General features: G+C 46.6%; 29 protein-coding genes and 1 riboswitch. Of the genes, 3 read left to right on the top strand and 26 right to left on the bottom strand.

All coding sequences use genetic code 11. The features are described 5' to 3' along the window. Positions 1 to 4 precede the first annotated feature (4 nt). The 14 genes from GNE05_RS12050 to GNE05_RS12115 all read right to left on the bottom strand — a co-directional run bounded on the left by GNE05_RS12050 (position 5) and on the right by GNE05_RS12115 (position 12966). Positions 5 to 1069 (bottom strand): hypothetical protein, encoded by a 1065-nt coding sequence (locus GNE05_RS12050; RefSeq protein ID WP_017418055.1) that lies wholly within the window; start codon positions 1067 to 1069, stop codon positions 5 to 7. Then, positions 1044 to 1628: an RNA polymerase sigma factor SigX gene (sigX, locus tag GNE05_RS12055; protein WP_014418276.1), complete on the bottom strand. Its 585-nt coding sequence runs from the start codon at positions 1626 to 1628 to the stop codon at positions 1044 to 1046. The genes GNE05_RS12050 and sigX overlap by 26 nt, the downstream gene beginning before the upstream one ends. A 191-nt stretch (positions 1629 to 1819) precedes the next feature. Beyond that, positions 1820 to 3601 carry an ATP-binding protein gene (locus GNE05_RS12060; RefSeq protein WP_007409435.1) on the bottom strand — a complete coding sequence of 594 codons (1782 nt, stop codon included), beginning with the start codon at positions 3599 to 3601 and terminating at the stop codon, positions 1820 to 1822. Beyond that, a complete protein-coding gene (gene resD, locus GNE05_RS12065) occupies positions 3598 to 4320 on the bottom strand; it encodes a DNA-binding response regulator ResD (RefSeq protein ID WP_003153397.1) in 723 nt (240 codons plus the stop codon). Before resD ends, GNE05_RS12060 begins: the two co-directional genes overlap by 4 nt. 81 nt (positions 4321 to 4401) lie before the next feature. After that, entirely contained in the window at positions 4402 to 5577 is a 1176-nt protein-coding gene (gene ccsB, locus GNE05_RS12070; RefSeq protein WP_003153395.1) for a c-type cytochrome biogenesis protein CcsB, read from the bottom strand. Positions 5578 to 5595: 18 nt separating this feature from the next. Further along, a complete protein-coding gene (resB, locus tag GNE05_RS12075; RefSeq protein WP_003153393.1) occupies positions 5596 to 7224 on the bottom strand; it encodes a cytochrome c biogenesis protein ResB in 1629 nt (542 codons plus the stop codon). Further along, positions 7221 to 7760 carry a thiol-disulfide oxidoreductase ResA gene (gene resA / locus GNE05_RS12080; protein WP_014418277.1) on the bottom strand — a complete coding sequence of 180 codons (540 nt, stop codon included), beginning with the start codon at positions 7758 to 7760 and terminating at the stop codon, positions 7221 to 7223. The genes resB and resA overlap by 4 nt, the downstream gene beginning before the upstream one ends. 84 nt (positions 7761 to 7844) lie before the next feature. Next, positions 7845 to 8579, bottom strand: coding sequence for a 23S rRNA pseudouridine(2605) synthase RluB (rluB, locus tag GNE05_RS12085; protein WP_007612296.1), 735 nt, complete (start codon positions 8577 to 8579; stop codon positions 7845 to 7847). A 93-nt stretch (positions 8580 to 8672) separates the two neighbouring features. Beyond that, on the bottom strand, positions 8673 to 9209 hold the full coding sequence (gene spmB / locus GNE05_RS12090; protein WP_025649804.1) for a spore maturation protein SpmB: 537 nt from the start codon (positions 9207 to 9209) through the stop codon (positions 8673 to 8675). A gap of 4 nt (positions 9210 to 9213) precedes the next feature. Next, the gene (locus GNE05_RS12095) at positions 9214 to 9804 is read right to left on the bottom strand and encodes a nucleoside recognition domain-containing protein (RefSeq protein WP_160182844.1); all 591 of its coding nucleotides are present in this window, start codon (positions 9802 to 9804) and stop codon (positions 9214 to 9216) included. Then, the gene (locus GNE05_RS12100; RefSeq protein ID WP_160182845.1) at positions 9792 to 10943 is read right to left on the bottom strand and encodes a D-alanyl-D-alanine carboxypeptidase family protein; all 1152 of its coding nucleotides are present in this window, start codon (positions 10941 to 10943) and stop codon (positions 9792 to 9794) included. The genes GNE05_RS12095 and GNE05_RS12100 overlap by 13 nt, the downstream gene beginning before the upstream one ends. Positions 10944 to 11055: 112 nt before the next feature. Beyond that, positions 11056 to 11541, bottom strand: a complete 486-nt coding sequence (locus tag GNE05_RS12105; RefSeq protein ID WP_003153380.1) for a DUF3907 family protein — start codon at positions 11539 to 11541, stop codon at positions 11056 to 11058. A gap of 89 nt (positions 11542 to 11630) precedes the next feature. Further along, on the bottom strand, positions 11631 to 12224 hold the full coding sequence (gene scpB / locus GNE05_RS12110) for an SMC-Scp complex subunit ScpB (protein WP_007409428.1): 594 nt from the start codon (positions 12222 to 12224) through the stop codon (positions 11631 to 11633). Next, positions 12214 to 12966 (bottom strand): segregation/condensation protein A, encoded by a 753-nt coding sequence (locus tag GNE05_RS12115; RefSeq protein WP_160182846.1) that lies wholly within the window; start codon positions 12964 to 12966, stop codon positions 12214 to 12216. The genes scpB and GNE05_RS12115 overlap by 11 nt, the downstream gene beginning before the upstream one ends. Before the next feature lie 207 nt (positions 12967 to 13173). Between GNE05_RS12115 and GNE05_RS12120 the strand changes: the two genes are divergently transcribed. Together GNE05_RS12120 and GNE05_RS12125 are read left to right on the top strand one after the other, a co-directional pair. After that, positions 13174 to 13263: a YjcZ family sporulation protein gene (locus GNE05_RS12120; protein ID WP_003153376.1), complete on the top strand. Its 90-nt coding sequence runs from the start codon at positions 13174 to 13176 to the stop codon at positions 13261 to 13263. Positions 13264 to 13350: 87 nt separating this feature from the next. Continuing rightward, the gene (locus tag GNE05_RS12125; RefSeq protein ID WP_061862346.1) at positions 13351 to 13872 is read left to right on the top strand and encodes a DUF309 domain-containing protein; all 522 of its coding nucleotides are present in this window, start codon (positions 13351 to 13353) and stop codon (positions 13870 to 13872) included. 65 nt (positions 13873 to 13937) lie between these two features. Here GNE05_RS12125 and ribT read toward each other — a convergent pair whose 3' ends face one another. The 9 genes from ribT to GNE05_RS12170 form a co-directional block, all read right to left on the bottom strand. Beyond that, complete coding sequence (gene ribT, locus GNE05_RS12130) at positions 13938 to 14312, bottom strand: GNAT family N-acetyltransferase RibT (RefSeq protein WP_003153373.1); 375 nt, start codon at positions 14310 to 14312, stop codon at positions 13938 to 13940. Between the two features lie 116 nt (positions 14313 to 14428). Next, positions 14429 to 14893, bottom strand: a complete 465-nt coding sequence (gene ribH, locus GNE05_RS12135) for a 6,7-dimethyl-8-ribityllumazine synthase (RefSeq protein WP_003153372.1) — start codon at positions 14891 to 14893, stop codon at positions 14429 to 14431. 32 nt (positions 14894 to 14925) lie between these two features. Further along, positions 14926 to 16122: a bifunctional 3,4-dihydroxy-2-butanone-4-phosphate synthase/GTP cyclohydrolase II gene (locus GNE05_RS12140; RefSeq protein ID WP_003153371.1), complete on the bottom strand. Its 1197-nt coding sequence runs from the start codon at positions 16120 to 16122 to the stop codon at positions 14926 to 14928. Between the two features lie 14 nt (positions 16123 to 16136). Beyond that, positions 16137 to 16784, bottom strand: coding sequence for a riboflavin synthase (gene ribE, locus GNE05_RS12145; RefSeq protein WP_007409425.1), 648 nt, complete (start codon positions 16782 to 16784; stop codon positions 16137 to 16139). Beyond that, the gene (gene ribD / locus GNE05_RS12150) at positions 16765 to 17880 is read right to left on the bottom strand and encodes a bifunctional diaminohydroxyphosphoribosylaminopyrimidine deaminase/5-amino-6-(5-phosphoribosylamino)uracil reductase RibD (RefSeq protein WP_015240125.1); all 1116 of its coding nucleotides are present in this window, start codon (positions 17878 to 17880) and stop codon (positions 16765 to 16767) included. The genes ribE and ribD overlap by 20 nt, the downstream gene beginning before the upstream one ends. A 131-nt stretch (positions 17881 to 18011) precedes the next feature. Further along, a riboswitch (FMN riboswitch) is annotated at positions 18012 to 18158 on the bottom strand. A gap of 119 nt (positions 18159 to 18277) precedes the next feature. Next, positions 18278 to 18622, bottom strand: a complete 345-nt coding sequence (locus GNE05_RS12155; protein ID WP_003153366.1) for a hypothetical protein — start codon at positions 18620 to 18622, stop codon at positions 18278 to 18280. Positions 18623 to 18868: 246 nt separating this feature from the next. Next, complete coding sequence (gene lepB, locus GNE05_RS12160; RefSeq protein ID WP_014721447.1) at positions 18869 to 19444, bottom strand: signal peptidase I; 576 nt, start codon at positions 19442 to 19444, stop codon at positions 18869 to 18871. Between the two features lie 80 nt (positions 19445 to 19524). Beyond that, entirely contained in the window at positions 19525 to 20016 is a 492-nt protein-coding gene (locus tag GNE05_RS12165; RefSeq protein ID WP_160182847.1) for a CcdC protein domain-containing protein, read from the bottom strand. A 149-nt stretch (positions 20017 to 20165) separates the two neighbouring features. Then, positions 20166 to 20597, bottom strand: coding sequence for a peptidylprolyl isomerase (locus GNE05_RS12170; protein ID WP_003153363.1), 432 nt, complete (start codon positions 20595 to 20597; stop codon positions 20166 to 20168). 284 nt (positions 20598 to 20881) lie between these two features. On the opposite strand from GNE05_RS12170, the gene GNE05_RS12175 reads away from it, so the two are divergent. Then, complete coding sequence (locus tag GNE05_RS12175; protein ID WP_022553018.1) at positions 20882 to 21781, top strand: DUF1002 domain-containing protein; 900 nt, start codon at positions 20882 to 20884, stop codon at positions 21779 to 21781. A 44-nt stretch (positions 21782 to 21825) separates the two neighbouring features. Here GNE05_RS12175 and lysA read toward each other — a convergent pair whose 3' ends face one another. From lysA to GNE05_RS12190, 3 genes are all read right to left on the bottom strand, one after another. Further along, entirely contained in the window at positions 21826 to 23145 is a 1320-nt protein-coding gene (gene lysA / locus GNE05_RS12180) for a diaminopimelate decarboxylase (RefSeq protein WP_012117893.1), read from the bottom strand. Between the two features lie 124 nt (positions 23146 to 23269). Next, positions 23270 to 24751 carry a spore germination protein gene (locus GNE05_RS12185; protein ID WP_061862350.1) on the bottom strand — a complete coding sequence of 494 codons (1482 nt, stop codon included), beginning with the start codon at positions 24749 to 24751 and terminating at the stop codon, positions 23270 to 23272. Then, positions 24705 to 25313 carry a stage V sporulation protein SpoVABEA gene (locus tag GNE05_RS12190; protein ID WP_025284950.1) on the bottom strand — a complete coding sequence of 203 codons (609 nt, stop codon included), beginning with the start codon at positions 25311 to 25313 and terminating at the stop codon, positions 24705 to 24707. The genes GNE05_RS12185 and GNE05_RS12190 overlap by 47 nt, the downstream gene beginning before the upstream one ends. Between the last annotated feature and the right edge of the window lie 2 nt (positions 25314 to 25315).

Genomic DNA, 25315 nt, shown 5'->3' on the forward strand with positions numbered 1-25315 from the left:
ACGTTTAATGGCTTGGAAGCGGATTAGGCGCGGCAGGCACAGCGATAGGTTTTGTCACATCATAATTACCGATTTTCTTTGTATGCGCATGTGTGAACAGCACCTCAGAATAACCGAATTCCTTCGCGGTTAACAGAAGCCCTTCGATCATTAAAATCCCTTCCAGCGAATCTTCAACCTTATGTTTTTCGGACAATTGAATCCGCAGCTGCTCGCCGTCTTCCCTTTCCGATACCGATGCAATCGCACCTGCTTCTATAATGCTCGCGGTCTGTGAGCCTCCGTCTGTTGTCTTCATCCCGTCAATAGCCTGATATACTGAATAATAGGTTTGTTCAGACGGGATGAGATACTCTTGTCCCAGACTGTCGCTGTAAGAAAAATACGCCCGGTTTGTCTGTTTATGTACGGACATCTCAGCGGAAATGCCGTAAGATTTATAAAAATCCTGTCCGGCTCCGTTTTGAACCTTTTTCAATTTAATCCGCTCGTAAGGACTCCATGTCAAAGTCTCTTTCAGCATCTTTTTCAATAAGTCAGCATCGGCAACTGATTCGATAGAAAGCCGTCCGTTTACCTGCACAAGCAAATCCTTCTTATCCGCCGTTACCTGCACACCGTCCAAAAGGTTCGGCACAGAAAGGAAGGATTCGGGCACTTCTAGGTTTTCCGCTTCGGATAAAGCCTCTGATACCGATTCATCCGGCTTCTTTTTTTCAAAACTGACCGGAATGACGGCGGATGTTTCTGAATCGGCAAATGCCAAAGTAATGTAATTGTTTTTGTTTTGGTTTGAGACGACGAACGTCTTCTGATCCGGCGGCTTGACAGAAGCTGACTGACTGGCTTTTTCAGTCTGGCGGCTGTCAGCGGTCAGATCACCGGAAGATTTGTTTGTCATCAGGTGAGGAGATATAATCAGAGCGATGCACAATGCGCAGACGCCGGCTGCGGCGGGGCCGATCCAGCTTCGGGCCGGCTTTTTCCTGTACGGTTTACCCGTTTCAATATTCCGGTAAATGGCCTCGGGTGAACGATGATCTCTAACCGCCGGAAGTTGTCTTAACAACTCCTCTACTCTTTCTTCGTTCCAATATGACTTCATCATCCATTAGCTCCTCCCTCAAAAGCTCCATCTGTTTCCGAAGTATTTTGAGCCCTCTGTGTTGGGTCGTTTTGACTTTGCTTTCCGAGAAGCGGAGAGCGGCGGCTGTTTCCTGAATGGAATATCCCTGAATAAATCTCAAGATAATAACAGCTCTTTGATCAATGGTGCAATGATCAAGCGCGGTATAAATTTCCCGGACGTTTTCATGCTGTACGGCGAGTTCGTCCGGAAGCAAATGCTGATCTCTGACATCTTGTGTATCCCAATCAAACGTACCCATAATACGCTGTCTGATCGTCTGCTGCTTTCGGAACCAGTCAATCGCCACATGGCGTGCGATGGACAACAGCCATGTTTTTTCACTGCTTCTTCCTTCAAATGTATGATAGGAATTCAAGACGCGGATATACACTTCCTGCGCCAAATCTTCAGCCTGCGACTTATCTTTTACCATATAAAATAAAAATTGATATAAATCTTGATGGTATGCATCATATAATATCTGAAAGGTTTCTTCCATGGGAAACCCCTCCGTTCACTTTTTTGTCGTAAAAATGCGTTGAAAAGTTACATTACAACTATATTACGAGAAACTGGAATTTGGAAGGGAATTTATATTAACATATTCTTAAATTTTTAAAGGAGAAACAAATAAAAAAACACCCGCAGAACATGCGGGTGTTTCGTATGGAACAAGATTGTTCGTCAATTTCAGACGTCATCCTGCACTTTTGTCGGAATATAAAATGTAAACGTCGTCCCTTTGTCGATGCTGCTGTGAACCGCAATTGAACCGCCGTGGGCTTCCACGATATTTTTTACGATGGCGAGTCCGAGTCCGGTTCCCGCCCTGCCTCTTGTTCTTGCTTTGTCCGCTTTATAAAAACGTTCAAAAATAAAAGGCAGGTCCTCTTCCGGTATTCCCGAGCCGGAATCTTTGATATCGATTTTCAGTCCGTCTTTTACGGTCTGAGCCGCGATATGAACGCTTCCGCCTGACTCCGTGTGGCGCAGCGCATTATCTATAAGGTTGGTAAACACCTGTTCCATTTTATCTTCGTCAAAGACACACTCCGGCTGAGACACCGAGATGTCTTCTGTGAGCGAAACGCCTTTTTCCTTCGCTACCCCGGAAAATTTGCGGGAGATCTTCTCCAGAAATTCATGCAGGTTTACCGTTTCATAGTGCAGGCCCGTATGTCCGGATTCCATTCTGGCCAAATCCAGCAAATCATTGACGAGCCGGCCCATGCGAAGAGATTCATCATAAATGATCTGCGCGATTTCTTTTTTCTCCTCTTCTGTGCTTGCAATGTCGTCCACTATTGCTTCGCTGTATCCCTGCAGCATAGAAATCGGGGTTCTGAGCTCATGACTGACATTGGCAATGAAGTCTTCACGCAATTTATCCAGCCTGCGCTCTTCGGTCATATCACGGAGCACGGCCACGGCGCCACGGACGTGTGATTCCGCATAAAGAGGCGACATCAATAAAACCCATGACCTTCCTTGAAGTGTCATTTCAATCATTTGCTCTTTTTCCGTGTTCACTGCATTTTGAAATAGCTCTTTTGCTTCGGGGGGAAGGTTGTCTCCTTCTTTAATGTTCATGTTCTGCTCATAATACCATGCCTGCAGAAAACGTTCGGCCGGCGGGTTGGTCACCAAAATGGTGCCGTCGATATTAATGGTAATGACACCGTCTGCCATACTGCTTAAAATATTGGACAGCTGTTCTTTTTCCTGATTCAGCGCGTTAATATGGAAATTGAGCTGCCGTCCCATCTGATTAAAGGCAATGGCCAGTTCCCCGATTTCATCTTGGGTCAGAATCGGAATTTTTGTATCAAACTTTCCTTTCGCCAAGTCTTGGGCGCCTTCCCGCATTTTCCGAAGGGGATATGTCACCCTGCTGGATAAAAAGAACGCGAAAAACGTTGTCAAGACGATGGCAATGCCCGCCGCAAGAAAAATATAGCGGGTTGTATGTTTCGTCGTATCTTTGACGGCAAGCAGCGATTGGGATAAAAAGACCATGCCTTTTTTGCCGTCTTTTTCATACGGCACTCCGACGATCAGCCGTTCGTTATCCGAACCGGCATTGTTGGGGACCGCGCGTTTGCTTACTTTTTTGCGGTCTGTCAGCGCCTTGTGCAGATCCCGGTCATGTTTGATCTGCTCTAATGTAATAGAGGATAAATGATTATCGTCATTGGGCGAATACCAGACATGCTTATCATCCTGAATGATCGCGATGCTCGTTAAATTGTCCGCCAGTTCCCACGTGATGGATCTGGCAAGCGGCTGGTCTTCATGATTTTCTATTATGACCGCAATTTTATCGGCAAGCTGCGTTAAATCTTTTTCCGCTTCTTCAACGTGGTAATTTTCTATAAATTCCAGAAGCAGCACCGTTAAAATAAATAAAACAATTAACACGAGTGAAAGAATGGTAAACCAAAGCTTACCTACTACGCTTTTCCAAAACTTCATTCAGCGCCTACCTCAAATTTGTATCCGACTCCCCATACGGTGACGATTTTTTTCGCCGCTCCCGGGGACACTTTATTTAATTTTTCACGGAGCCGTTTGACATGGGTGTCCACCGTTCTGAGATCTCCGAAAAATTCATACTGCCACACTTCTTTTAAAAGCTTTTCCCTGTCGTACACTTTGTCCGGTGTTTTCGCCAGAAAGTACAGCAGTTCATATTCCTTCGGCGTCAGGCTCACCTCTGTGCCGTCCGCAGTCACCCTGTGAGCATCGTGATCAATGGATAGATGCGAAAAGACGAGCACATTTTTTGTCGGGGTATTGGCTGTCAGATAAGATGTTTGGGAAGCCCTTCTTAAAAGCGCCTTTACCCGAAGCACCACTTCTCTCGGGCTGAAAGGCTTGACGATATAATCGTCCGTACCCGCTTCAAACCCCTGGACGCGGTTGGCTTCTTCCCCTTTTGCCGTCAGCATGATAATCGGCGTCGCTTTTTTTTCTCTGAGCTGCCGGCATACTTCTATTCCGTCCGTTCCCGGCATCATTAAATCCAAGAGCACCAGATCATAATCTGATGCCAGCCCCATTTTAATGGCCTCGTCGCCGTTTTCCGCTTCTTCAATCACATAGTTTTCCCGTTCAAGGTACATTCTTAAAAGGCGTCGAATTCTGGCTTCATCATCTACTACTAATATTTTAGTTTCATTTGTTTGATCCATCGTTTTCCCCCTGCTTTCCTTCTGTTACTTTCATTTTAACAAACTGTGCGGCAGCTTGAGAACTGTATCGGCTTTTTGCATCTATGCGTACGAATGAAGTCCGGCAAGCACGAGATTCACAAAAATTAAGTTAAACATAATAATGGCGAAGCCGATGACGGCAAGCCACGCGGACTTTTCGCCATGCCAGCCTCTTGACAGCCGCAAGTGCAAATACGCTGCGTAAAATAAAAAGGTGATCAGCGCCCATACTTCTTTCGGGTCCCAGCCCCAAAAACGCGTCCATGCAAGCTGCGCCCAAATCATCGCAAACACAAGCGCGCCGAGTGTGAATACCGGAAAACCGATAGAAACAGCGCGGTAGCCGACTTCATCGACCAAGTCCAGATTCACATTTTTGACGAGCGGGCTTATAAGAGCGCTGATTCTCTTTCTGAATATCAGCCTGAGCGCACCGTATAAAACGAGACCTGCGCCAAACGACCAGATCACCGTATTGACCTTTCTGCCTGAAAAAATGGCCGGAAGCTCAATAAGCGGCTTCATTGCGCCTTCCGTAAGCAGTTCTCCGTCATGCGGGCCGACAAGCGCAGGCATATCATATATCATGACGCTTTTGGCCTCTTTTTTATCCACCCAATTAAATTCAGCTTTGTAGTCCGCCAGCCGGAATGCCGACGTGACGGCGATAAATGCCACGGTCGTCACGAGTATAAACATAATGACTTCAAGCCAGAACGTTTTTTTGCCCGGTCTGGATTGGTCGACATGCTTTAACAGGAAAATGACGCCGGCTACAAAACTGATCGCAAGAATCGCCTGCCCGAGCGCCGCCGTTGTGACGTGAATGTACAGCCAATTGCTCTGCAGTGACGGAATAAGCGGCGTGATGTCTGTCGGAAACATGCTTGCATATGCGATAAGCAAAAGCGCGATAGACAATGTGAACATGCCTAATGAAGGCAGTCTGTAAATAAAGTAAATAATAATAAAAGCGAGAACAAGCATCATGCCGAATGACGTCGTAAATTCAAACATATTGCTGACAGGCGCATGTCCGCTTGCCGACCATCTCGCAATGAAGTAGCCGAGATGACAAAGAAATCCGAAAATGGTTAACGTGATTCCGATAGCCGACCAGCGGCCCTTACCGTCCTTAGCACCTTTTGTTCCCCGGATGGCGCCGCCGAAAACCGGGACGGCAATTAAATAAATCAAAAAGGCAGCATAAAGAAAATTTGCGCTCAGCTCCGCCATGACACCACTCCTTTTTCACTAGGCCTGATTTTTGGCCAATTCTTTTTGATCGGCCGGCTCTTGAATCCCGGTCCCGCTAAGAACAAATTCGATATCTTTTTTCAGACCGAACCAGTTTTTGTTCGTATGTCCCGCCACAAGCACTTCATGATCACCTGTTTTGATCCAGATCCTTCTGTGCTGCCAGTACATTCCTTGAATGACGCCGATCATAAAGATCGCGCCGCCGACGGCAAGCACCCATAAGGTTAAGTCTTTTCTGACGGTGAGTCCTGTAATGTTTTTCGTTTCCACATGGTCGAATTTTAATTTGTACTTGTTACTTTCGGAACCTTCAACAGTCTGCTGAATCGCAACAAAACTTTTCTCCCCTTTCGGCTTGTCAGGAGCCGTGATTTTAAAGACAAAAGCCGGATTGTTAGGAACCTTCGTTTTCGTGCTCGGTTCTCCGTCCTTGTTAAAATAAAAATCAGGAAGATAACTGGCGATCTGCACTTTGTAACCGTTACCAAGATCATAGTCCGTGTCGGGATCAAGAAGATTGATCTTCAGTTTGCCGAATGACTGTTTTGTTTTTTGGTCGATCAGCTGAAATACCATCTGATCGAGCTGGTTTTCTTTATAGTCCACCTGATACACAGAATAGGAGTCAAAGCGCAGCGGTTCATTGACGCGGATATTGTTTTCTTTGACTCTTTTAAGCTTCGGCTTTTCACCGAATACAATGTCGCCTTCCCTCTTGTACAAAACCGCGTCCGTTGTGAAGGATTTGGCGACTTTGCCGTTTCCGGCTCTGTCAATGGCGTCGGCGAATACTTTTTTCTCAGTGTCTTTGTTATATGTCTGCATCGTGAACCGGTTGTTTTTTAAGTAATACTTGCCGTCAGTGCCGGGGATCTGGGCGGTTTCGCCTTCACGGACCCAGAGCGTTTCATCGACATACATACCGGGTACAAATCTCAGCATGGCTCCGATCAGAAAAATGATCAGACCGATATGATTGACGTAGGGCCCCCACCTTGAAAAACGGCCTTTTTCCGCCAGAATGCTTCCCTCTTGTTCTCGCACTCTATAATGCTTTTTTTTCAATCGTGTTCTGAGGCTATCAGCCGCATCCCCGCTCAGCTCGGTTTCTGTCCGGCTGTATAGACGCTGCCTCTTCAAAAAGACCGGATTCCGCCGAACTCCTTGATTTTTCAGTGCCCTGTACAAAGGAATCACCCGATCCAGGCTGCAGATGACCAGTGATATGCCAATGGATGCGATCAGGAGCATATACCACCATGAGCCGTACAGGTGATGAAATCCCAGCAGATAATACAGTTGACCGATTATGCCGTACTGCTGTTCATAATATGTATCCGGCTGGGCGCCCGGCGGCAGATAAGCTTCCTGCGGAAAAACCGTGCCGAAAGCAGACGCCGCCAGAGTAATGACGATCAGCCATATTCCGACTTTCACGGAAGAAAAGAAGTTCCATACCTTATCTACGATTGTTTTGTTATATGTTTGCGAACGCCTTGCGCTGCCGTCGTACCGCATATCCGCAAGCGGCGATTTTTGATCATCAAGCGGCTTCCCGCACGACTCGCACAAAACCGTCCCGGCTGGATTCACGTGCCCGCATTCACATTTGACCTTTTTCATGAAGACGCCTCCGGCTTAATTAAATTCATATAGTCATGAACCATGCGTTCTGTCATCGTGCCGGTCACCACTTTCACGACGTTTCCGTCGGGATTGATCAAAAATGTCGTCGGAATAGGTGATACGCCGTACGCGTCCAGCACTTGCCGGTCAGTATCGAGCGCAACCGGGAAATTGACGCCGTATGTTTTCATAAAATTATGTACTGCAATTTTTGATTCGCCGACATTTACCGCAACCACCTCGACACCGAGGTCTTTAAAATGCTTGTATTGATTCTCCATGTAGGGAAATTCCTGCTTGCACGGCTCGCACCACGTTCCCCAGAAATTCAGAAAAACACCTTTTCCTTTTAACTGACTCAGTTCTATGAGTCTGCCCTCTGTATCTTTCAGCGCGAAATTCGGGGCTTTGGACCCCTCAGATATACGCTCACCGTTTGTGTATACGGCATTATAGATGGTATATCCGAGCGCGCAGAGTAAGATGAGAAGGATGCCGGTCCGAATGAATAAACGCCGCCGTTTTTTGTTCATTGTACACTGCTCCCCTCCCCTGCCTGCAAATCCATTCAATTATATCATCAACACGTTTTGTAATTTTTGAAGGTTATGTGAAAATTAGAAAGCGTTTTTACCGTGTTCAGCTAAAGCCCGCAGCCTTTTCACCTCATGCGGCGACAATTCTCTTGCGTCTCCTGTGCGCAGGCCTCTTAAATCTAAAAATGCGTATTCTTCACGTTTTAGTTTCAGCACGTCATGACCGATCGCCTCGAACATGCGGCGGACCTGTCTGTTCCGGCCTTCATGAATCGTCAGCTGAATGATGCTCGTCTGCTTTCTTTTGTCCAGGGAAAGCATTTTCGCTCTGGCCGGCGCCGTCTTGCCTTCTTCAAGCTGAATGCCGCGCTCAAGCTTTCTCAGAAGTTCCTTGGAAGGAATCCCCTTCACTTTGGCGACGTATGTCTTATCAATTTCGTATTTCGGATGCATGAGTTTGTTGGCAAACTCGCCGTCATTTGTCAGCAATAAAAGTCCGCTCGTATCATAATCAAGCCTGCCGATCGGATAAATGCGCTGCGGCACTTCTTTGAAAAAGTCGGTCACCACTTTCCGCCCTTTGTCGTCATCAGCTGCTGAGATCACTCCTCTCGGTTTATAAAGCAGAAAGTACACGGGTTCTTCCCGCTCCACCTTTAATCCGTTTACTTCAATCTGATCAGAACCGGTCACTTTTACGCCGAGCTCTGTTATTACTTTTCCATTCACCTTTACTTTTCCTTCTTTTATCAGCTCTTCCGCCTTTCTGCGTGATGCCACGCCGGCATGAGCAATAACTTTTTGCAGTCTTTCCATGTCGTTCACCTCAAGTATAATCTTACTTTTTTCCCCTTGAACAAACAAGCTTTTTCAGGGAGAGTTATTCTGATATATAAAAAGCGCCTGATTTCAGGCGCTTCCAAATAATAACGTAACTATGATGATTGATGCAACCACCCCGATCAAATCAGCAAGAAGACCAACCTTTAAAGCATCCCCCATTTTTTTGATGCCGACCGCCCCGAAATACACCGTCAGGACATACAGCGTCGTGTCAGTCGATCCCTGCATGACCGAGGCCAGTCTGCCGATAAATGAATCAGGCCCGTACACGGCGATCAGATCTGTCGTCATGCCGAGCGCCGCCGTTCCCGAAATCGGGCGGATCAGAGCAAGCGGCACGACTTCTGCGGGAATGCCGATCGTTGTAAAGAAAGGCTTGCACAGCCCCATGACAAAATCCAGCGCGCCTGAGGCCCGGAATACGGTAATCGCCACCAGCATCCCGACCAAATACGGAATGATGGAAAACGCAATCTCAATTCCTTCTTTTCCGCCTTCAACGAATGATTCATACGTCGGCACTTTTTTGATCGTGCCGTATATCAATATACCGGCGATAATAATCGGAATCATGGCTAAAGACAGCCAATTCACCATTTCCATTCGCTTACCTCCCTTTTCTTTTGCGGCGGTACCAGAAGTAGCGGTCAATGAAAATCGCGCCGATCCCCGAAATTAAAGTCGCTAGGATGGTCGGCCCGACGATATCGGTCGGTGATTTCGCCGAGTAAGACATGCGCACGGCAATGACGGTTGTCGGTATCAATGTAATACTCGAAGTATTTACCGCCAAAAAGGTAATCATGGAACGGCTGGCCTCAGACTTACCTCCATTCAGCTTTTTCATCTGCTCCATGGCTTTAATGCCGAGCGGTGTCGCCGCATTTCCCAGTCCGAAAAAGTTTGCCATGAGATTTGATAAGATGTATCCCATCGCCGGATGATCAGGGGGAATATCGGGAAACAGCTTAGAAATAAACGGGCGGCACATTCTGCTGAATATATCCAAAAGGCCGGACTGCTCGGCTATTTTCATCAGGCCGAGCCAGAACACGAGAACGCTCATTAATCCGAACGAGATCGTAACCGCTTCTTTCGCTCCTTTAAAAACGGCTTCATTCACATCCTGCAAGGTACCGTTAAACATCGCAAAGACAAGTCCGATTACCGTCAGACATACCCAGATTAAATTGACCATGACGAACCGCCCGCCGCGCTCATAAACAGGCTCGTAAACGTCTCAATGAAATGCTTTTTCGGTTTTTTATGGCGCTCATTTTCATAATAGACTGGGATCTTGGCGATCACTTTCCCATCATGCATAACAGTCATCCGGCCGACGACATCAGGAATGAGAGAGGCGTCCTTTTTCCAGGCTTTTTTCGGTTTTATTAAGGTTGTGCGGATTTTTAAATCGTCGATTTCATCCTCTTTTAACAAATATTTGACATCCCGGGCAATAAAAGCGCGCTTTCCGTAAAACGTCTTTTTCAGCTTCGGAATGCCGCCTTTTTTTGCGACGACATAGGTTTTATAGTGATCAAAGACATAATTAAACATATTCATATGATCATCCCAATCATCCGGATCATTTATGGTGACCGCGATGAGATCCGTACCGTCTTTTGAGGCCGTCGAGACGAGCGTCCGTTTCGCGATTTTTGTATAACCTGTTTTTCCGCCTGTGCTGTAACGGTAGAGCCCTGTGAGAAGCTTGTTTTTATTTTTCCATACCCGGTCCATCGTTTCCGCCTTATACACTTTTGTGCCTGAAACGGTTTGGTATTCCTTGATTTTCATCGCGTATTTAGTCAAAAGCGCCATGTCATACGCCGTTGAATATAAATTTTCATGGTCGTCCAGCCCGTGCGGATTTTGAAATTTTGTATTTTCCATCCCGATTTGCTCGGCTTTTTTGTTCATCATAAATACAAAACCGTCAAGGCTTCCGCCGACATATTCCGCTATTGCCGCAGCGGCGTCATTTCCTGATCTCAGCATAAGCCCGTATACGAGATCTTTCAGCTTTACTTTTTGTCCCGGCTGAAGATAAATGGCTGAGCCTTCCGTTTTTACGGCATTCGGGGAAACCGTCACGGTCTCTTCCATCTTCCCTGATTCAATCGCCAGCACCGCCGTCATGATTTTCGTAATGCTTGCAATCCGCCGCTTATGATGTTCATCCTTGGCGAATAACACCCGGCCAGATGCTCCGTCGATTATAATCGCGCTTTTTGCGCTGACATGTATTTGGGCATGTGCCGTATTGCCGTCTGTAATGGAAAAAAGAATAACAAAAGTCAAAAGAAATACGGCAGCTTTTTTGAGAAAGCGCATGAATGCTCACGTCCTTGTTGTGGGTTTGTACAAGTTTATGCGCATGTCCATGACTTATGAATACCAATTGCATCACTTTCACATAAAAAAACTCTTCCAAAAGGAAGAGTTTTTATCTGACTGATGCCATATTTGAGCCTGATGCTTCATATTGCGCCAATTCTTCCCGCATGCGCAGAAATTCACTGCTGAGCGAAAGCAGAAGGCTCCGCAGCGAATCCGGCACTTGCTGGTAGAATTCAATCGCGCTTTGGCCTGTATAAGCGGCGCGGCTGTTTTCGTACCATGTATCCTTTTTCGGCATGAAAAATTCTTCCACGCACTGATGATACACTTTATACAGCGTTTTTTCCGCTCTCACCTCATGAAACGGCTCCTGCATTAAGAGCCGGCGGCAGGCTTCCTGGGCGCCTTCGCAAAAGACGGTCATCCTCCTCAGCACACTGAGCACGTCGCGGCAGTATGCCTCATCCGCCTCTCCTTGAGCCCGCATCTCCGGCAATGTTGTATGATTTAAATAGCTGCTGACCATCGTGACAACCTCGGCTAAAAATTCACCAGTTTCTTCAGTATGGGCCCTCACAATCGAATTTCCCATTTCCGTCCGTTTCCTTCCTCTCTTTTACTTCGTCATTTGCGTCATTCATCAATGGCCTTTCCCTACTATCGTATGATGAAAAACGATTATTATTTAATATCCTCAAAAGTTTGGTTGAAGTTTTCAAAGAATAAATCGGCTTCCTCCTGGAGAACGTCTTCCTCCGCATTTTCAGGAAGCGGCGGGAGCTCCTCCAATGTTTTTAAGCCGAATTGTTCAAGAAATACCGGTGTCGTGCCGTATAAAATCGCCCGGCCGGGACCGTCGGCGCGGCCCACCTCACACAGCAGCGCTTTTGACACGAGGCTGTGCAGAATCCGCTCAGACTTCACGCCCCGGATATCTTCAATTTCCGCCCGTGTGATCGGCTGCTTGTACGAAACGATCGCCAGCACTTCCAAAGAAGCCTGTGACAGCCCTTTTGACGGCACTTCAATTAGTTTTTTCAAATAAGGCACGAATTCTTTTTTCGTTCCAAGCATATACGTATCCGCATATTCGGTTAGCTCGATGCCCCTGTCATCTTCCTTGTACTGAGCGGCCACTTCTTCCATGATTCCGGCCAGTTCCGCTTCTTCTATTTCAAGCACCGTCACCAATTGCTTTTTGGTCAGCCCTTCATCACCCGCCGCATACAGCAGGGCTTCCACAATCGCTTTCCAATTCACGATATCAAGCGCCATGAATGGATTCACTCCCCGTAATGTATATATCTGAAAAGTTTTCTTCCTGTTCAATGATAATCTGCTGATTTTTCATCAGTTCCAGGACTGCTAAAAACGTCACGACGAGATGGTCCTTTTGCCGAGAAGGAAAAAGCTCCGTGAAGTTTATTCTTCTCCCCGCCGTTTTTAAGCTTTTTACGATTTCGTTCATTCTGTCTTCAATCGGTATTTCCTGTCTTGTAATGGTCGTTTCTTTCGGCCGCGTGATTTTTTTACGCTGAAGCACCTTTTGAAACGCGCCGATCATGTCATAAACGGTCACCGACAGTTTATGCTCGGTCTGTTTGATTTCTTTTGCATACTCACTTAAATCACTCGGCGGCTTTGTAAATGACTTTTGTCTTTCTTCTTCCCGCTCTTTTAAATCCTTCGCAGCGGTTTTATACTTTCTATACTCAATCAGTTTTTCAATCAGCTCGTCCCGAGGGTCTTCTTCTTCAAGCATTTCGTCTTCAAACAGCTCTTCTTGTTTCGGAAGCAGCATTCTGCTTTTAATGCTGAGAAGCGTCGCCGCCATGACCAGATATTCACTGGCGACATCAAGTTCAAGCTCTTGCATTGTATGTACATATAATAAATATTGTTCAGTAATGGTTGCCACGGGTATGTCGTATATGTCGATTTCAAGACGGTTAATCAGATGAAGCAGCAGGTCCAATGGGCCTTCAAACGTATCAATTTTCACTTGATATTCTACCATTATCTCACCATTTTCAATATCACTCTCATTGCCGGAAAAACTGGCTACCCTTTAGTATAATCCACCGAAATGCTCTCGTCCAATACTTTTATACACGTCCTCCGTTATTTAGAAAATACTGAAAAAGAAGATATACGCCTATACCTTTAAAGGCGGATGCACATATGATAGCCGTGTAAACTTGAAACAAAGGGAGGCTGATTTCACATGAGCGGAGCTTGTTTCGGCGGAGGTTTTGCATTAATTGTCGTTCTGTTTATTTTGCTCGTTGTCGTAGGAGCATCTTACATCTGCTAGTTCCTCAGGCTTCAGACACCAAGCCGCTCTTTTTTCCTTTTCATAGCGCTGTGGTACACTGGTTTTAGCATAAAAGGAGGAAGCGGCTTGTATCCTAAAGCTTATATCGGCTTTTTGGCCGAATTTCACGCATCAAGAGATTATTTTGAGTGTCATGAACTGTTAGAGGAATATTGGAAAGAAAGCCCGGCTGAAAAGCGGAGCATTCATTGGGTCGGCCTGATTCAGCTTGCCGTCGCTCTGTATCACCAGCGCAGGGGAAATGAAGCCGGGGCGAAACGGCTGATTGCCAACAGCTTACGTATTCTCCGGTCTGAAAAGCAGGCGGTCTGTTCTCTCGGTCTCAGCCATCCGAAGCTGATTGAGCTGATAGAAACGCTGTCAGACGATATAGAAGCGGGCCTGCCTTACAGAAGTGTTATGCTGCCGATTACAGATGAAGCCCTGAAAGAAGCATGTCTTGCCGAATGCCGCCGAAAGGGCTATACATGGGGGCAAGACGGCGTATCAGATACCTTTCTTATTCATAAACACCGCCTGCGGGACAGGACGGATGTCATTAAGGAACGCGAACGGGAATTTGAGAGAAGAAAAAAAAGCAGAGGCTGACGGTCAGCCTTGCTTTTTCTATATCAAAACAGCTCCCGAAACCGTGAAGATTCCGGGAGCATTTGTCAGTTATTATATGAGATATCCTGATCTTTTTGATGTTGACAGCGTTCAAAAAAGCTTTGCGTTAATTCATTCGGAACGAGTGCCTCCGTTTTGAACAGACGTTTTAAGGCGTCCATCATTTGCTTTCCGATCCCTTGATGGCGGTGAGAAGGATTCACGCTGATATGCCGGATTTCAACTTCTGAGTCCTTTTTTTCGACTCCGATCGCTCCGACGATATCTTCATCCTCTTTCCAAAGAAAGAGCTGGCGGCCAGTATCCGTTTCATAGTCCTTTATTGTCTGCTGAAGCTGCTTGAGATCTTTTTCATTCGGCATAAATGACAGAAGACCCATCGCAATCTTTTCAAACGATTTTTTATAACGAATTAACATAAAAACCCCTCTATATCCAAAATGTCCATTCATGTCCTATCAAACGGATACATAAAGGCGATCCGTTTCCTCACATTATATCATTTTCGCCGCTGTTTTAAACGCTTTTCAACAAATTATTCAAATGAACGGTTTAAATTTGCCATTTCAATGGCAGATACTGCGCAATCCGCTCCCTTATTTCCGGCTTTTGTTCCGGCTCGTTCGATGGCCTGCTCAATGGTTTCAGTCGTCACAATGCCGAAGATAACCGGGACGCCCGTCGCCGTTCCCGCCTGGGCAATGCCTTTTGCCGCTTCATTGCAGACATAGTCATAATGCGTTGTCGCTCCTCTGATAACCGTGCCGAGCGTAATAACGGCATCGTATTTTTTCGTTTCCGCCATTTTCTTTGCCGCAAACGGGATTTCAAACGCTCCCGGCACCCAAGCGACGTCAATGTCGTTTGATTCTACACCGTGGCGAAGCAACGTGTCTTCCGCTCCGCTTAACAGCTTGCTCGTAATAAATTCATTAAATCTGCCGACGACGATTCCGATTTTAAGTCCTGTTCCTACTAGGTTTCCTTGTATGATATTCATATGTTATCCATCCTTTTTTGTGAGATTTGTTTTTAGAAATGAAGCAGATGTCCAAGTTTTTTCATTTTGGTCTGTAAATATTGCTTGTTATGCTCACTCGCTTCCATTTGAAGCGGCACCCGTTCTGAAATGCTGAGACCGTATCCTTCGAGGCCGGCGATTTTCCGGGGGTTATTGGTTAAAAGTTTCATATGCTGAACCCCTAAGTCGCGGAGAATCTGGGCGCCGATGCCGTAGTTGCGCAGATCAGGCAGAAAGCCGAGCGCTTCGTTCGCTTCAACCGTGTCATACCCTTGTTCCTGCAATCGGTACGCCTTCAGCTTATTGATTAAACCGATCCCTCTGCCTTCCTGGCGCAAATACAATAGAACGCCGCGGCCTTCTTCAGCAATTTGCGCAAGCGCGGCATGAAGCTGAGGTCCGCAATCACAGCGATGGGATGCAAACACATCGCCCGTCAGGCATTCTGAGTGCACTCTGACAAGAACGGGTTCGCTGTTAAACGGGACATCCCCCATGACAAAGGCGAGATGTTCTTTTCCGTCAACCTCGTTTGTATATCCGTAAACTCTAAACGTGCCGAAGTCAGTCGGCAGCGTAATATCAACTTCTCTGTTCACAAGGGTCGTAATGTTGTAACGGTACTCTATTAAGTCTTTTATCGTAATCATTTTCAGCTGGTGGCGTTCGGCGATTTCGGCTAACTCCGGCACTCTGGCCATAGTGCCGTCTTCATTCATAATTTCACAAATGACGCCCGCTCCCTGAGATCCGCAGGCTTTTGCAAGGTCAACGGCTGCTTCCGTATGGCCGGCCCGCTTCAGGACGCCTCCTTTTTTTGCGATTAAGGGGAAAATGTGGCCCGGACGCTGAAAATCGTCAGACACAGATTCTTCGTTCAACAGCGCCTGAATGGTAAAGGATCGTTCCTGCGCGCTGATGCCCGTTTTTGTCAGCCTGTGGTCAATACTGACCGTAAACGCGGTCTCATGTGAGTCCGTATTATGATCGACCATCGGGTGAAGATCCAGCCGGCCGGCGATGTCTTCAGACAGCGGCGTGCAGATCAGGCCTCTCCCATGGGTCGCCATAAAATTCACCACTTCCGGCGTGGCATGCTCAGCCAGCGCTACGAAATCTCCTTCGTTTTCTCTGTCTTCATCATCGACAACAATGATGACTTCACCTTTTTTCAGCGCCTCTAACGCCTCTTCTATCGGATGAAACATATCGATCTTCCTTTCTAAAAGCCGTTCTCGCTTAAAAAGGCTTCCGTGATAGTTTGATTGCTTTTCGTTTGTTCTGTTTTGTGCAAAAAGCGGTATAAGTATTTGCCGATCATGTCACACTCAATATTTACGGTCGATCCGACTGTTTTCGTCTGAAAAATCGTTTCTGAGATGGTATGCGGAATGATGGATACCGTCACGCTTTCGTCTGATAAACCGAAAATCGTCAGGCTCACGCCGTCTACCGTAATTGAACCTTTCAATACGAGCGTTTTTGTCAGTTCCGGCGAAAGTTTTAAATCGTAATAGACCGCGTTGCTTTTTTTCTCGATCCGCGTAATTTCCGCCGTTCCGTCCACGTGCCCTGATACAAAGTGGCCGCCGAACCGCCCGTTGGCGGACATCGCTCTTTCCAGGTTTACTTTACTGCCTTTTGACAAGCCGTTCAGCGAAGTGGCTTTCACTGTTTCCGGCATGACATCAACCGTAAATTGATTGTCAGAAAATCCGGTTACGGTCAGGCAGATGCCGTTTACCGCAATGCTGTCGCCAAGTTTCACATCACTTGTCACTTTTGAAGCGGCGATGGTTAATGCCATGGAAAGGCCTGTCTTTTTGATTGCTTGGATCGTGCCTGTTTCTTCAACGATTCCTGTAAACATCGTCACCATCCTTTCCATCTTTAGGTATGGCCGTCAGTTTTATATCCGGCCCGATTTGGGTGATTTGTGTGAATTGTAAATGGGGGACATCTTTCATTGATTGAAAACCTTCACCGGAGATCAAGCTGGGAGCAAGCGTTCCTCCGATTAATTTAGGGGCGAAATAGAAATGAAGCTCTTGGAAACAGCCTTCCTTGACAAAACTTCCGTGTACGGATGCTCCGCCTTCCACATAAACCGACATTATGCCGTTTTCAGCGAGAATACTGAGCACCTCAGGGACGTGAATGCGGTCTGTTTCCAGCGGAATAACTTTTATTCCGAGTGCGGTCAGCCGGTCTTTCTTTTGCACGTCTGCACCTTTGGCCGTAAATATCCATGTCGGCGCAGCGCCGTCAGTGAGCACATTTGCCGTTTCAGGAATGGTCAGCTTTGTATCGAGAATCACTCTGACCGGCTGCTTCACCGCATCAGGAAGCCTGCAGGTCAGGCTCGGATTATCGGCTTTGACTGTGCCTGCTCCGACAAGAATGCTTTGATGCGATTTCCTGTATTGCTGGGCATCAAGCCTTGCCGCCTCTGATGTAATCCATTTGCTGTCACCGGTTTCAGTCGCTGTTTTCCCGTCAAGGCTCGCGGCCGCTTTCAAGGTGACATACGGAAGTCCGGTCCGCATGAAGTGAAGAAACATTTTATTCAGCTCTTCTGCCTGCTGCCTGAGAAGTCCGGTTTTCACTTCGATGCCCGCTGCTTCCAGCATTCCGATGCCTTTTCCGGCTACAAGCGGATTCGGATCTTTCACAGCGATAAACACCCTTTTTATCCCCGACTTTATTATCAGTTCGGCGCATGGCGGTGTTTTTCCGTAATGGCTGCAAGGCTCCAGCGTCACATACAAATCGGCGCCTTTTGCGTGTCTGCCGGCCATATGAATCGCGTGAACCTCGGCATGCGCTTCTCCGTATTGCAAATGGGCGCCCATTCCGACGATCTGTCCGTTTTTGACGACGACAGCGCCGACAAGAGGATTGGACTGTGTCTGTCCTTCACCGCGTCTGGCAAGTTCTATTGCTGTATTCATATAATATTCTTCCATCGTTATCCCTCCCTTCTTCCACGCAATTTGGCGTCAAAAAAGCCCCGAATGTTTACACAGTTCGGGGCTTTGCCAGTTTTAATCCATAGGAAATAAGACTATACAGTAAGTTTATTTTTTGCATAGCTTCTCTCATCCTTCTCCCATCCAGACTTTCACTGTCGGCTTCAGCTTTTCACTGAATCCACCGTATACAGATGCATACGGGTCACGGGCTGTAAAGCGCAAAGCGCCTTATTACCGCCGGTCGGGATTTTCACCCAGCCCCGAAGGATACAATCAATATTTTTTTGTCCTTATCCGCTATTATAACATCCTTTGCGGCAGGCGCAATGAATTTGCACCTAATTATTCAGAAAAATAAAAAGCGCCCTTTTCCCATAAAAGGCGCCTTTATTTATTCGTTCACTTTGACGACCTTCAATAAGCCGTCAATCCGGTTTGATTTGCTGAAATACGCTTTAATTTTATCTCCCTTTTTCACATCGGAGAGATCCTGCTTCAGCTTGTCGCCGTTAAAAATAATTTTTGTGCCGTTTGCTGCCGTACCGTGGTACTCAGTTCCTTCGATTTTCGTAATTTTATATGTTTTGACTGTATATTCTTCTTTTTCCTGGGACAGGGTTTGTCCGATTGCAGTCGGCACGTCTTTCAGTTCAATATCGTTTATGACCATATAACCGCCCGCCAATAACAGCAGCAGTACAAGTAAAATGGCTGCTTTTGTTTTAATTCTTCCCATTTTTCTACCTCCAGCCCGTATCAATCTATTCATTACTATGTCATATTCCTTTTTTTCATGAATAGAAACCCGTTCTTCCCTGCGTGAGTTATTCATATAACGTTTCATAAAGGGAAGATGTTTCATGTATCTGTAAAACTTTCTATCTATTAAATAGATATACGAATTTATGTTCTGTTTTTGAGGGTGGAAAAATAAATTTATATAAAAAAGCAGTTTTCTCATGAAGAAAACTGCTTGTACGGTTTATTTCGTCTTTCGAATTTCGTTAAACGGGAAGAAGACGAATTTTGATGTGCCCGCTATTTGTTTTTTCGTAAAAAGACCGAGGCCGTTGCGGCTGTCCATAGATTCTCTGCGGTTATCACCCATGACGAAATATTTGTCGTCCGGCACCTTCACCGGGCCGAAGTCTTCCGTCAGCCGGTCATAGCCGTCTTGCTTCGCTTTTTTCTTGTTTGCCGCTAAATACGGTTCGGACACTTTTTTGCCGTTGATATACAGCTGATCGTTTTTCATTTGCACCGTGTCGCCGGGAAGTCCGATAATCCGTTTGACATAGTGTTCATTTTCTCCGTTCAGAACGACGATCTGGCCGCGTTTGAAGTCGCTTATGTATTTGACCGTCATATTGACAAAGATTCTCTCGCGGTCATGCAGCGTCGGATCCATTGATCTTCCATCAACGAGATAAGGGGCAAATAAAAAGTTTCGGATGAGCAGTGCCAGAACGACAGCGATGATAATGGCTTTCGCCCAATCAAGTACGGCGCTTTTTTTAGAAGTTTTTTCTTTTTCTGATTTCAAGTGATTTCCTCCCATTAGCCATGGTCGTTTTTATTTTACCATGAATCCCTGTACAGAGGGCAAATAAGCCCCGCACCCCATCCATTTTTTCCATTTTATAAGCCGGATTTGCTGATTTTACGGTATTTCACGAAGCTTCCGATCCGCCAAATGCACAAATACACAAAAGCAAGTTCTATCGTTAAAACGGCGAATTCCGCCGCGTCAATGTTTTTGAAATATTGGCTGAGCACGATGCGGATCGCAATAATCGCAATAATGACATATTTAAAGTTTTTATTCCGCTTGGAGTAGACAAAGCCGTCTTCCCGGATTTCATAGGCGGTTTGCGACAGCATGATGACACCGAATACCGCGCCTAACAGTCCGGCGATGGCGAGCTCCCAAAGAGCGGGAAAATGAAACGGCTTTCCCGGGACATTCATGAGCTGGCTGATGCTGAATGTAAAAATGACGGCGATAATCAAAAGCGGGAGAATGATGCCGAAGCCGCCGCCTTTAATCGGCCTGTTTCCCTTTTTCACCCTGAACCAAATCATAAGTGCGAGAATGATAATGACAAATAAAACGGTTGCCAATTGAACCAACGTTTCTACCTCTTTTCATTGTTGTAATCGGTCTTTTTCACTATACCAGAATGATCGCTGATGTTCATATATGTATTTTTTCATGATTTACACATGAGAATTTTCATATACATAAAAAAACCCGCCTGAAAAAGGCGGGTTTTACGTCATTATCCTTCTACACGGATTTCTTTCATTTTGTCTCCGTTAGACATGTTTTTCGCATGCTCTAAACCGCTTGTCACTTTTCCGAATACAGTATGAACGCCGTTTAAATGCGGCTGCGGCTCATGTACGATGAAGAATTGGCTTGAACCCGTGTCTTTACCGGCATGCGCCATTGATAAAGAACCGGCTTCGTGCTTATGCGGATTGCCTTCTGTTTCACATTTGATCGTTTTTCCGCTTCCGCCCATGCCTGTCCCAGTCGGATCTCCGCCTTGGCTGACAAAGCCCGGAATCACGCGGTGGAAAATAACGCCGTCATAAAAGCCCGTATTCGCCAGGTTTTCAAAGTTAGCGACTGTATTAGGCGCTTCATTCGGATAAAGTTCAAATTCGATTCTGCTGCCGTTTTCCATTTCGATGTAACCAGTTTTCATTCTCATTCCTACTTCCGTATTGTTTTTTGTCAAAGCCTTCTTCAATATGAATTTCAATTGTAAGCCGGCTTTCTTTTTGATATTCTTTTGAAGGAAGAGGCCTCTGCTCTTCTTTTCGCGGCTATTATACCACACCTTCAGCCGGAAAACGAATCTCCCCGCTTCCGCAGAAAGAAAATGAAACCAGAACAGCTTCACAGCCGTCTATGTATCGGAACTGCTTCACGCAGGCCCTCACAAACCGCTTCAAAACGGCATTTGTGAAAAGAAGGAGGTTAACCGCTTTGAAAAAAATGTGGATTGGATTGCTGGCGGCGGCCGTTGTATTGTGCACAATACCGAAAATCAGCCTGGCCGATGCCGCAGTCGGAGATGTCATCGTCACACTGGGGGCGGATCTGTCAAACGAAAACCGTCAGAAAGTGCTTGACGAATTAAATGTCCCTGATAACGCGACAAAAGTGACGGTCACGAATAAAGAAGAACATGAATATCTGGGAAAATATATATCGAATGCCCAAATCGGCACAAGAGCCATCTCTTCATCATCCATCACGGTGGCAAAGAAAGGGTCCGGGCTTGACGTTAAGACCCATAATATCGATTCCATCACGGATGAAATGTACTTAAACGCCCTGATGACAGCAGGCGTGAAAGATGCAAAAGTATACGTGACGGCGCCGTTTGAGGTATCAGGCACCGCAGCATTAACGGGAATCATCAAGGCATATGAAGTCTCATCAGACAAAGCGATTTCAGAAGATGTAAAACAAGTCGCCAACCAAGAGCTTGTTACGACATCAGATCTCGGGGATAAAATCGGGGATAAAAACGCCTCCGCGCTCATCGCAAACATTAAAGATGATTTCGCGAAAAACGGTGTGCCCGATACAAAAGAAGGAATCGAGAAAAAGGTCGATGATGCGGCTTCAAACCTTAACATTACACTGACTGACGCTCAAAAAGACCAGCTCGTTTCATTGTTTAATAAAATGAAAAATGCCAAGATTGATTGGGGCCAAGTCGGCAGCCAGCTCGATAAGGCAAAAGACAAAATCACGAAGTTCATTCAATCCGATGAAGGCAAAAGCTTTGTTCAAAAAGTCATTGATTTCTTCGCTTCGATTTGGAATGCGATCGTGTCTGTATTTACAGGAGACAGCGGATCAAGTTCTAACAGCTGAATGCAAAAAGAGACCGGACGCCATCGTTCCGGTCTCTTTTTTATTTATTGTTTGACCCCCGTCTTAAACGGCAGATCCAGTTTTACAATGTCTTCATAAGTTTCCCTTCTAATGACAAGATGCGCTTCGCCGTCTTCCACAAAAACGACGGCGGGACGCGGAATGCGGTTGTAGTTGTTAGCCATGCTGTATCCGTATGCTCCCGTGCAGAAAACGGCTAGAAGATCGCCTTCTTTCACTTCCGGAAGGTCTATATCCCAAATGAGCATATCCCCGCTTTCACAGCACTTGCCCGCGATGGATACCGTTTTATCGTGGTGTTCTCCGATTCTGTTTGCCGATACGGCTTCATATTTCGCCTGATACAGCGCAGGACGGATATTATCGCTCATGCCCCCGTCAACCGCTGCATATTTACGGGTGCCGGGCACTTCTTTTTGCGAACCGATGGTATAAAGCGTCGTTCCGGCGTCTCCGACGAGCGAGCGTCCCGGTTCAATCCAGATCTCCGGAATGTCAAAAGCGTGCAGCGCTGCGTTTTCTTTTACCGCTTCGATAATTTTTTCCACATAAACGGCGGGATGAAGAGGTTCATCCTCCTCCGTGTAGCGGATGCCGAAGCCTCCCCCTAAATTCAGCACTTCAGAGACAAAGCCGAATGATTCTCTCCATTCATTCAGTTTTGCGAAGATTTTTTCTGCGGCCAGCACAAAGCCCGCCGTATCAAAAATTTGCGATCCGATGTGGCAGTGAACGCCGAGAAGGCGGATATGGTCCGACTGTAATACTTGTTCAATCGCCTTTTCTATTTGCCCGTTATGCAGATCAAAACCGAATTTGGAATCTTCCTGTCCCGTCGTAATATAATCATGCGTATGCGCCTCTACCCCCGGAGTGATCCGCAGAAGCACATCCATTGTGCGCCCTGATTTGCGGCACAGTTCCGCGAGTAAGGAAATTTCATAAAAATTATCAACGACGATGCAGCCGATTTGATGATCGAGCGCCATTTTCAACTCTTCTTCGCTTTTGTTATTGCCGTGAAAATGAATCCTGTCAGCCGGAAAACCAGCCGCAACCGCCGTAAACAGCTCTCCGCCGGATACAACGTCCAATGAGAGCCCCTCCTGCTCAGCGAGCTGTATCATCGCAACGGAAGAAAACGCCTTGCTCGCGTACGCGACCTGCGCCTTTAAATCCGCGTCAATGAATGCCTGTTTAAAGCTTTTAGCGCGCTCACGTATTAAAGCCACATCGTAAACATAAAGAGGCGTGCCGTAATGCTCCGCTAAATACAGCGCGTCCACACCTCCGATTTCCAAATGACCTAGTTTGTTTTGTCTGCTTGTGCCATGTAAGAACAATGCTCATTCCCTCTTTCTGATCCGCATATGGGTGAAAAGGACAGCTTCTTTTGAGCTGTCCTTATACAAGTCCCGCATAAGTTAAGACATACAATATCATAATCTTCTGTCGGTTTCAATGCGATTATGAACCGCTTGGCTGTCTTTGACGGTCTTTCGGGTGAACAATGCTCGGTCTGACTTTCGCTCCCGGCACTGTCGTCCGGACGAGCACCTGCCACAGCGCCTTGCCGTTAAACGGTAAAAACGGCCATAAATACGGCGTATGAAACGAGCGGATATTCGCCATTATGATCAGCAGCAATGTAAAACCTATCACAAAGCCTTTCACTTGGAAAATGGCCACGAGCACCATTAAGATGAGGCGTATCATTTTATTGGCGAGGCTGAGCTCATAGCTCGGGGTCGTAAATGATCCGATGGCGGCGATCGATACGTACAGAATCACTTCTGCTGAAAACAGCCCCACCGCTATGGCGATTTGACCGATCAGCACCGCCGCAATCAGACCCATGGCGGTGGATAAAGCGGTCGGCGTATGGATCGCGGCCATCCTGAGAAATTCAATCCCCAAATCGGCCAAAAAGATTTGCAGAATGATCGGGATATGCGTATTTTTATTTAAACCGATAAAATCCAATCTTTCAGGCAGAAGAGACGGTTCAAGAACAAAGAGGAACCAGATCGGAAGCAGAACAGTTGAAGCGATAATACCGAAGAACCTGATCCATCTTAAAAATGTTCCCACTGAAGGCGCCTGCCTGTATTCTTCCGCATGCTGAACATGGTGAAAAATCGTTGTCGGCGTTATGATCACGCTCGGTGACGTATCAACGACGATGATGACGTGCCCTTCCAAAATATGATTGGCGGCCACATCCGGCCGCTCCGTGTATCTGACCATCGGAAACGGGTTGTAGCCCTGTTTGACGATGAATTCTTCCACCGTTTTATCAGCCATCGTCAATCCGTCAATGTCAATCGCATTCACTTCGTTTTCGACGATGCTGACAAGGTCCGGGTCCGCGATGTCTTCTATATACACAATCGCAAGATCGGTCTTAGAGCGCTCGCCGACTTTCGTAATTTTGACGCGGAGCCTTTCGTCCCTGATTCGTCTTCTGATCAATGCTGTATTAATGACGATATTTTCGATAAAACCGTCTCTTGCCCCGCGGACGACCTTTTCCGTATCCGGTTCTTCAGGTGTGCGTCCGGGGTAACTTCTGACGTCGACGACGAAAGCGAAGCCCGCGCCTTCAACGATAACGGCGACAAGTCCGGAAAGCACTTGATCCGTTGCTTCGTCGAGCGTTTTGACTTTTTGGACCTGCTGATTGACAAGCCTGTTTTCAACAATGTCAATCGCTTCATCCGCATTCTCGTCATAATTATTGACGTCGACGAGCTGTTCCATTAAATGAATGATAAACAAAGTATCGGTTAATCCGTTGACAAAGTAAATCTGGACTTCCCGGTCTAATACTCGAACTTTGCGGACGCCGACATCATAGCTCGTTCCCATACCGACGCGGTCTTTAAAAAATTGTTCATTTTTTCTAGGATCCCGGTACACCTTGATCATGTTTTCCGGTTTTTCCGGCATGGCTTTCGCTCCTTTCTAAAATGAATTCGACCGCCTTCATCGTAATCGGCGAGCCTTTGGATATGTCATCTTTTCTCCCCATCTTTCCTATGTCGCCGATGCCCACAATGAGGGGAACGTCCAATTTATCCAGACAATACACCGTATCTCCGTTCATTCTGTGCTCGTCCATTTCTCTCATTCCGGTTTTATCGACGCCAAACTCCGTCACTTCTCCATCACGGTCAATGGAGACATCGACTTTCGTCCATTCAGCCTGATGGGTCTTAGAAGCGACCGCAATCACCCCCAGCACTTCAATATCCTGATGTGAGGCGACATATTTCAGCGCCGTTTCGCCAGGCCCTTCCCCTTGCAGGCCTGAATCGTCAAACATGACAAACACCGGGTCATTCGGCGCGGCTTTAATCAGCTGAACAAGTTCGGGGCCGCTTCTCGTTGACGGATTGCCTTTTGATTGGGAAATACACCGTCCGCCTGCTTTTTCCGCGGCATATTCAATTGTTTTGGCGGCGTATACGTCCCCGTCTGTCACAAGAATGACCTTCCGTTTCGTCATCAGGC

It is taken from the genome of Bacillus sp. AM1(2019) (assembly GCF_009906915.1).
In the GTDB taxonomy this organism is placed as follows: Bacteria; Bacillota; Bacilli; order Bacillales; family Bacillaceae; genus Bacillus; species Bacillus velezensis.

Coding starts and splice junctions, on each gene's coding strand:
- sigX (WP_014418276.1), bottom strand. CDS start 1,628: ATGGAAGAAACCTTTCAGATATTATATGATGCATACCATCAAGATTTA.
- GNE05_RS12060 (WP_007409435.1), bottom strand. CDS start 3,601: ATGAAGTTTTGGAAAAGCGTAGTAGGTAAGCTTTGGTTTACCATTCTT.
- resD (WP_003153397.1), bottom strand. CDS start 4,320: ATGGATCAAACAAATGAAACTAAAATATTAGTAGTAGATGATGAAGCC.
- ccsB (WP_003153395.1), bottom strand. CDS start 5,577: ATGGCGGAGCTGAGCGCAAATTTTCTTTATGCTGCCTTTTTGATTTAT.
- resB (WP_003153393.1), bottom strand. CDS start 7,224: ATGAAAAAGGTCAAATGTGAATGCGGGCACGTGAATCCAGCCGGGACG.
- resA (WP_014418277.1), bottom strand. CDS start 7,760: ATGAACAAAAAACGGCGGCGTTTATTCATTCGGACCGGCATCCTTCTC.
- rluB (WP_007612296.1), bottom strand. CDS start 8,579: ATGGAAAGACTGCAAAAAGTTATTGCTCATGCCGGCGTGGCATCACGC.
- spmB (WP_025649804.1), bottom strand. CDS start 9,209: ATGGAAATGGTGAATTGGCTGTCTTTAGCCATGATTCCGATTATTATC.
- GNE05_RS12095 (WP_160182844.1), bottom strand. CDS start 9,804: ATGGTCAATTTAATCTGGGTATGTCTGACGGTAATCGGACTTGTCTTT.
- GNE05_RS12100 (WP_160182845.1), bottom strand. CDS start 10,943: ATGCGCTTTCTCAAAAAAGCTGCCGTATTTCTTTTGACTTTTGTTATT.
- GNE05_RS12105 (WP_003153380.1), bottom strand. CDS start 11,541: ATGGGAAATTCGATTGTGAGGGCCCATACTGAAGAAACTGGTGAATTT.
- scpB (WP_007409428.1), bottom strand. CDS start 12,224: ATGGCGCTTGATATCGTGAATTGGAAAGCGATTGTGGAAGCCCTGCTG.
- GNE05_RS12115 (WP_160182846.1), bottom strand. CDS start 12,966: ATGGTAGAATATCAAGTGAAAATTGATACGTTTGAAGGCCCATTGGAC.
- GNE05_RS12120 (WP_003153376.1), top strand. CDS start 13,174: ATGAGCGGAGCTTGTTTCGGCGGAGGTTTTGCATTAATTGTCGTTCTG.
- ribT (WP_003153373.1), bottom strand. CDS start 14,312: ATGTTAATTCGTTATAAAAAATCGTTTGAAAAGATTGCGATGGGTCTT.
- ribH (WP_003153372.1), bottom strand. CDS start 14,893: ATGAATATCATACAAGGAAACCTAGTAGGAACAGGACTTAAAATCGGA.
- GNE05_RS12140 (WP_003153371.1), bottom strand. CDS start 16,122: ATGTTTCATCCGATAGAAGAGGCGTTAGAGGCGCTGAAAAAAGGTGAA.
- ribE (WP_007409425.1), bottom strand. CDS start 16,784: ATGTTTACAGGAATCGTTGAAGAAACAGGCACGATCCAAGCAATCAAA.
- ribD (WP_015240125.1), bottom strand. CDS start 17,880: ATGGAAGAATATTATATGAATACAGCAATAGAACTTGCCAGACGCGGT.
- GNE05_RS12155 (WP_003153366.1), bottom strand. CDS start 18,622: ATGGGAAGAATTAAAACAAAAGCAGCCATTTTACTTGTACTGCTGCTG.
- lepB (WP_014721447.1), bottom strand. CDS start 19,444: ATGGGAGGAAATCACTTGAAATCAGAAAAAGAAAAAACTTCTAAAAAA.
- GNE05_RS12170 (WP_003153363.1), bottom strand. CDS start 20,597: ATGAAAACTGGTTACATCGAAATGGAAAACGGCAGCAGAATCGAATTT.
- GNE05_RS12185 (WP_061862350.1), bottom strand. CDS start 24,751: ATGCCGGAAAAACCGGAAAACATGATCAAGGTGTACCGGGATCCTAGA.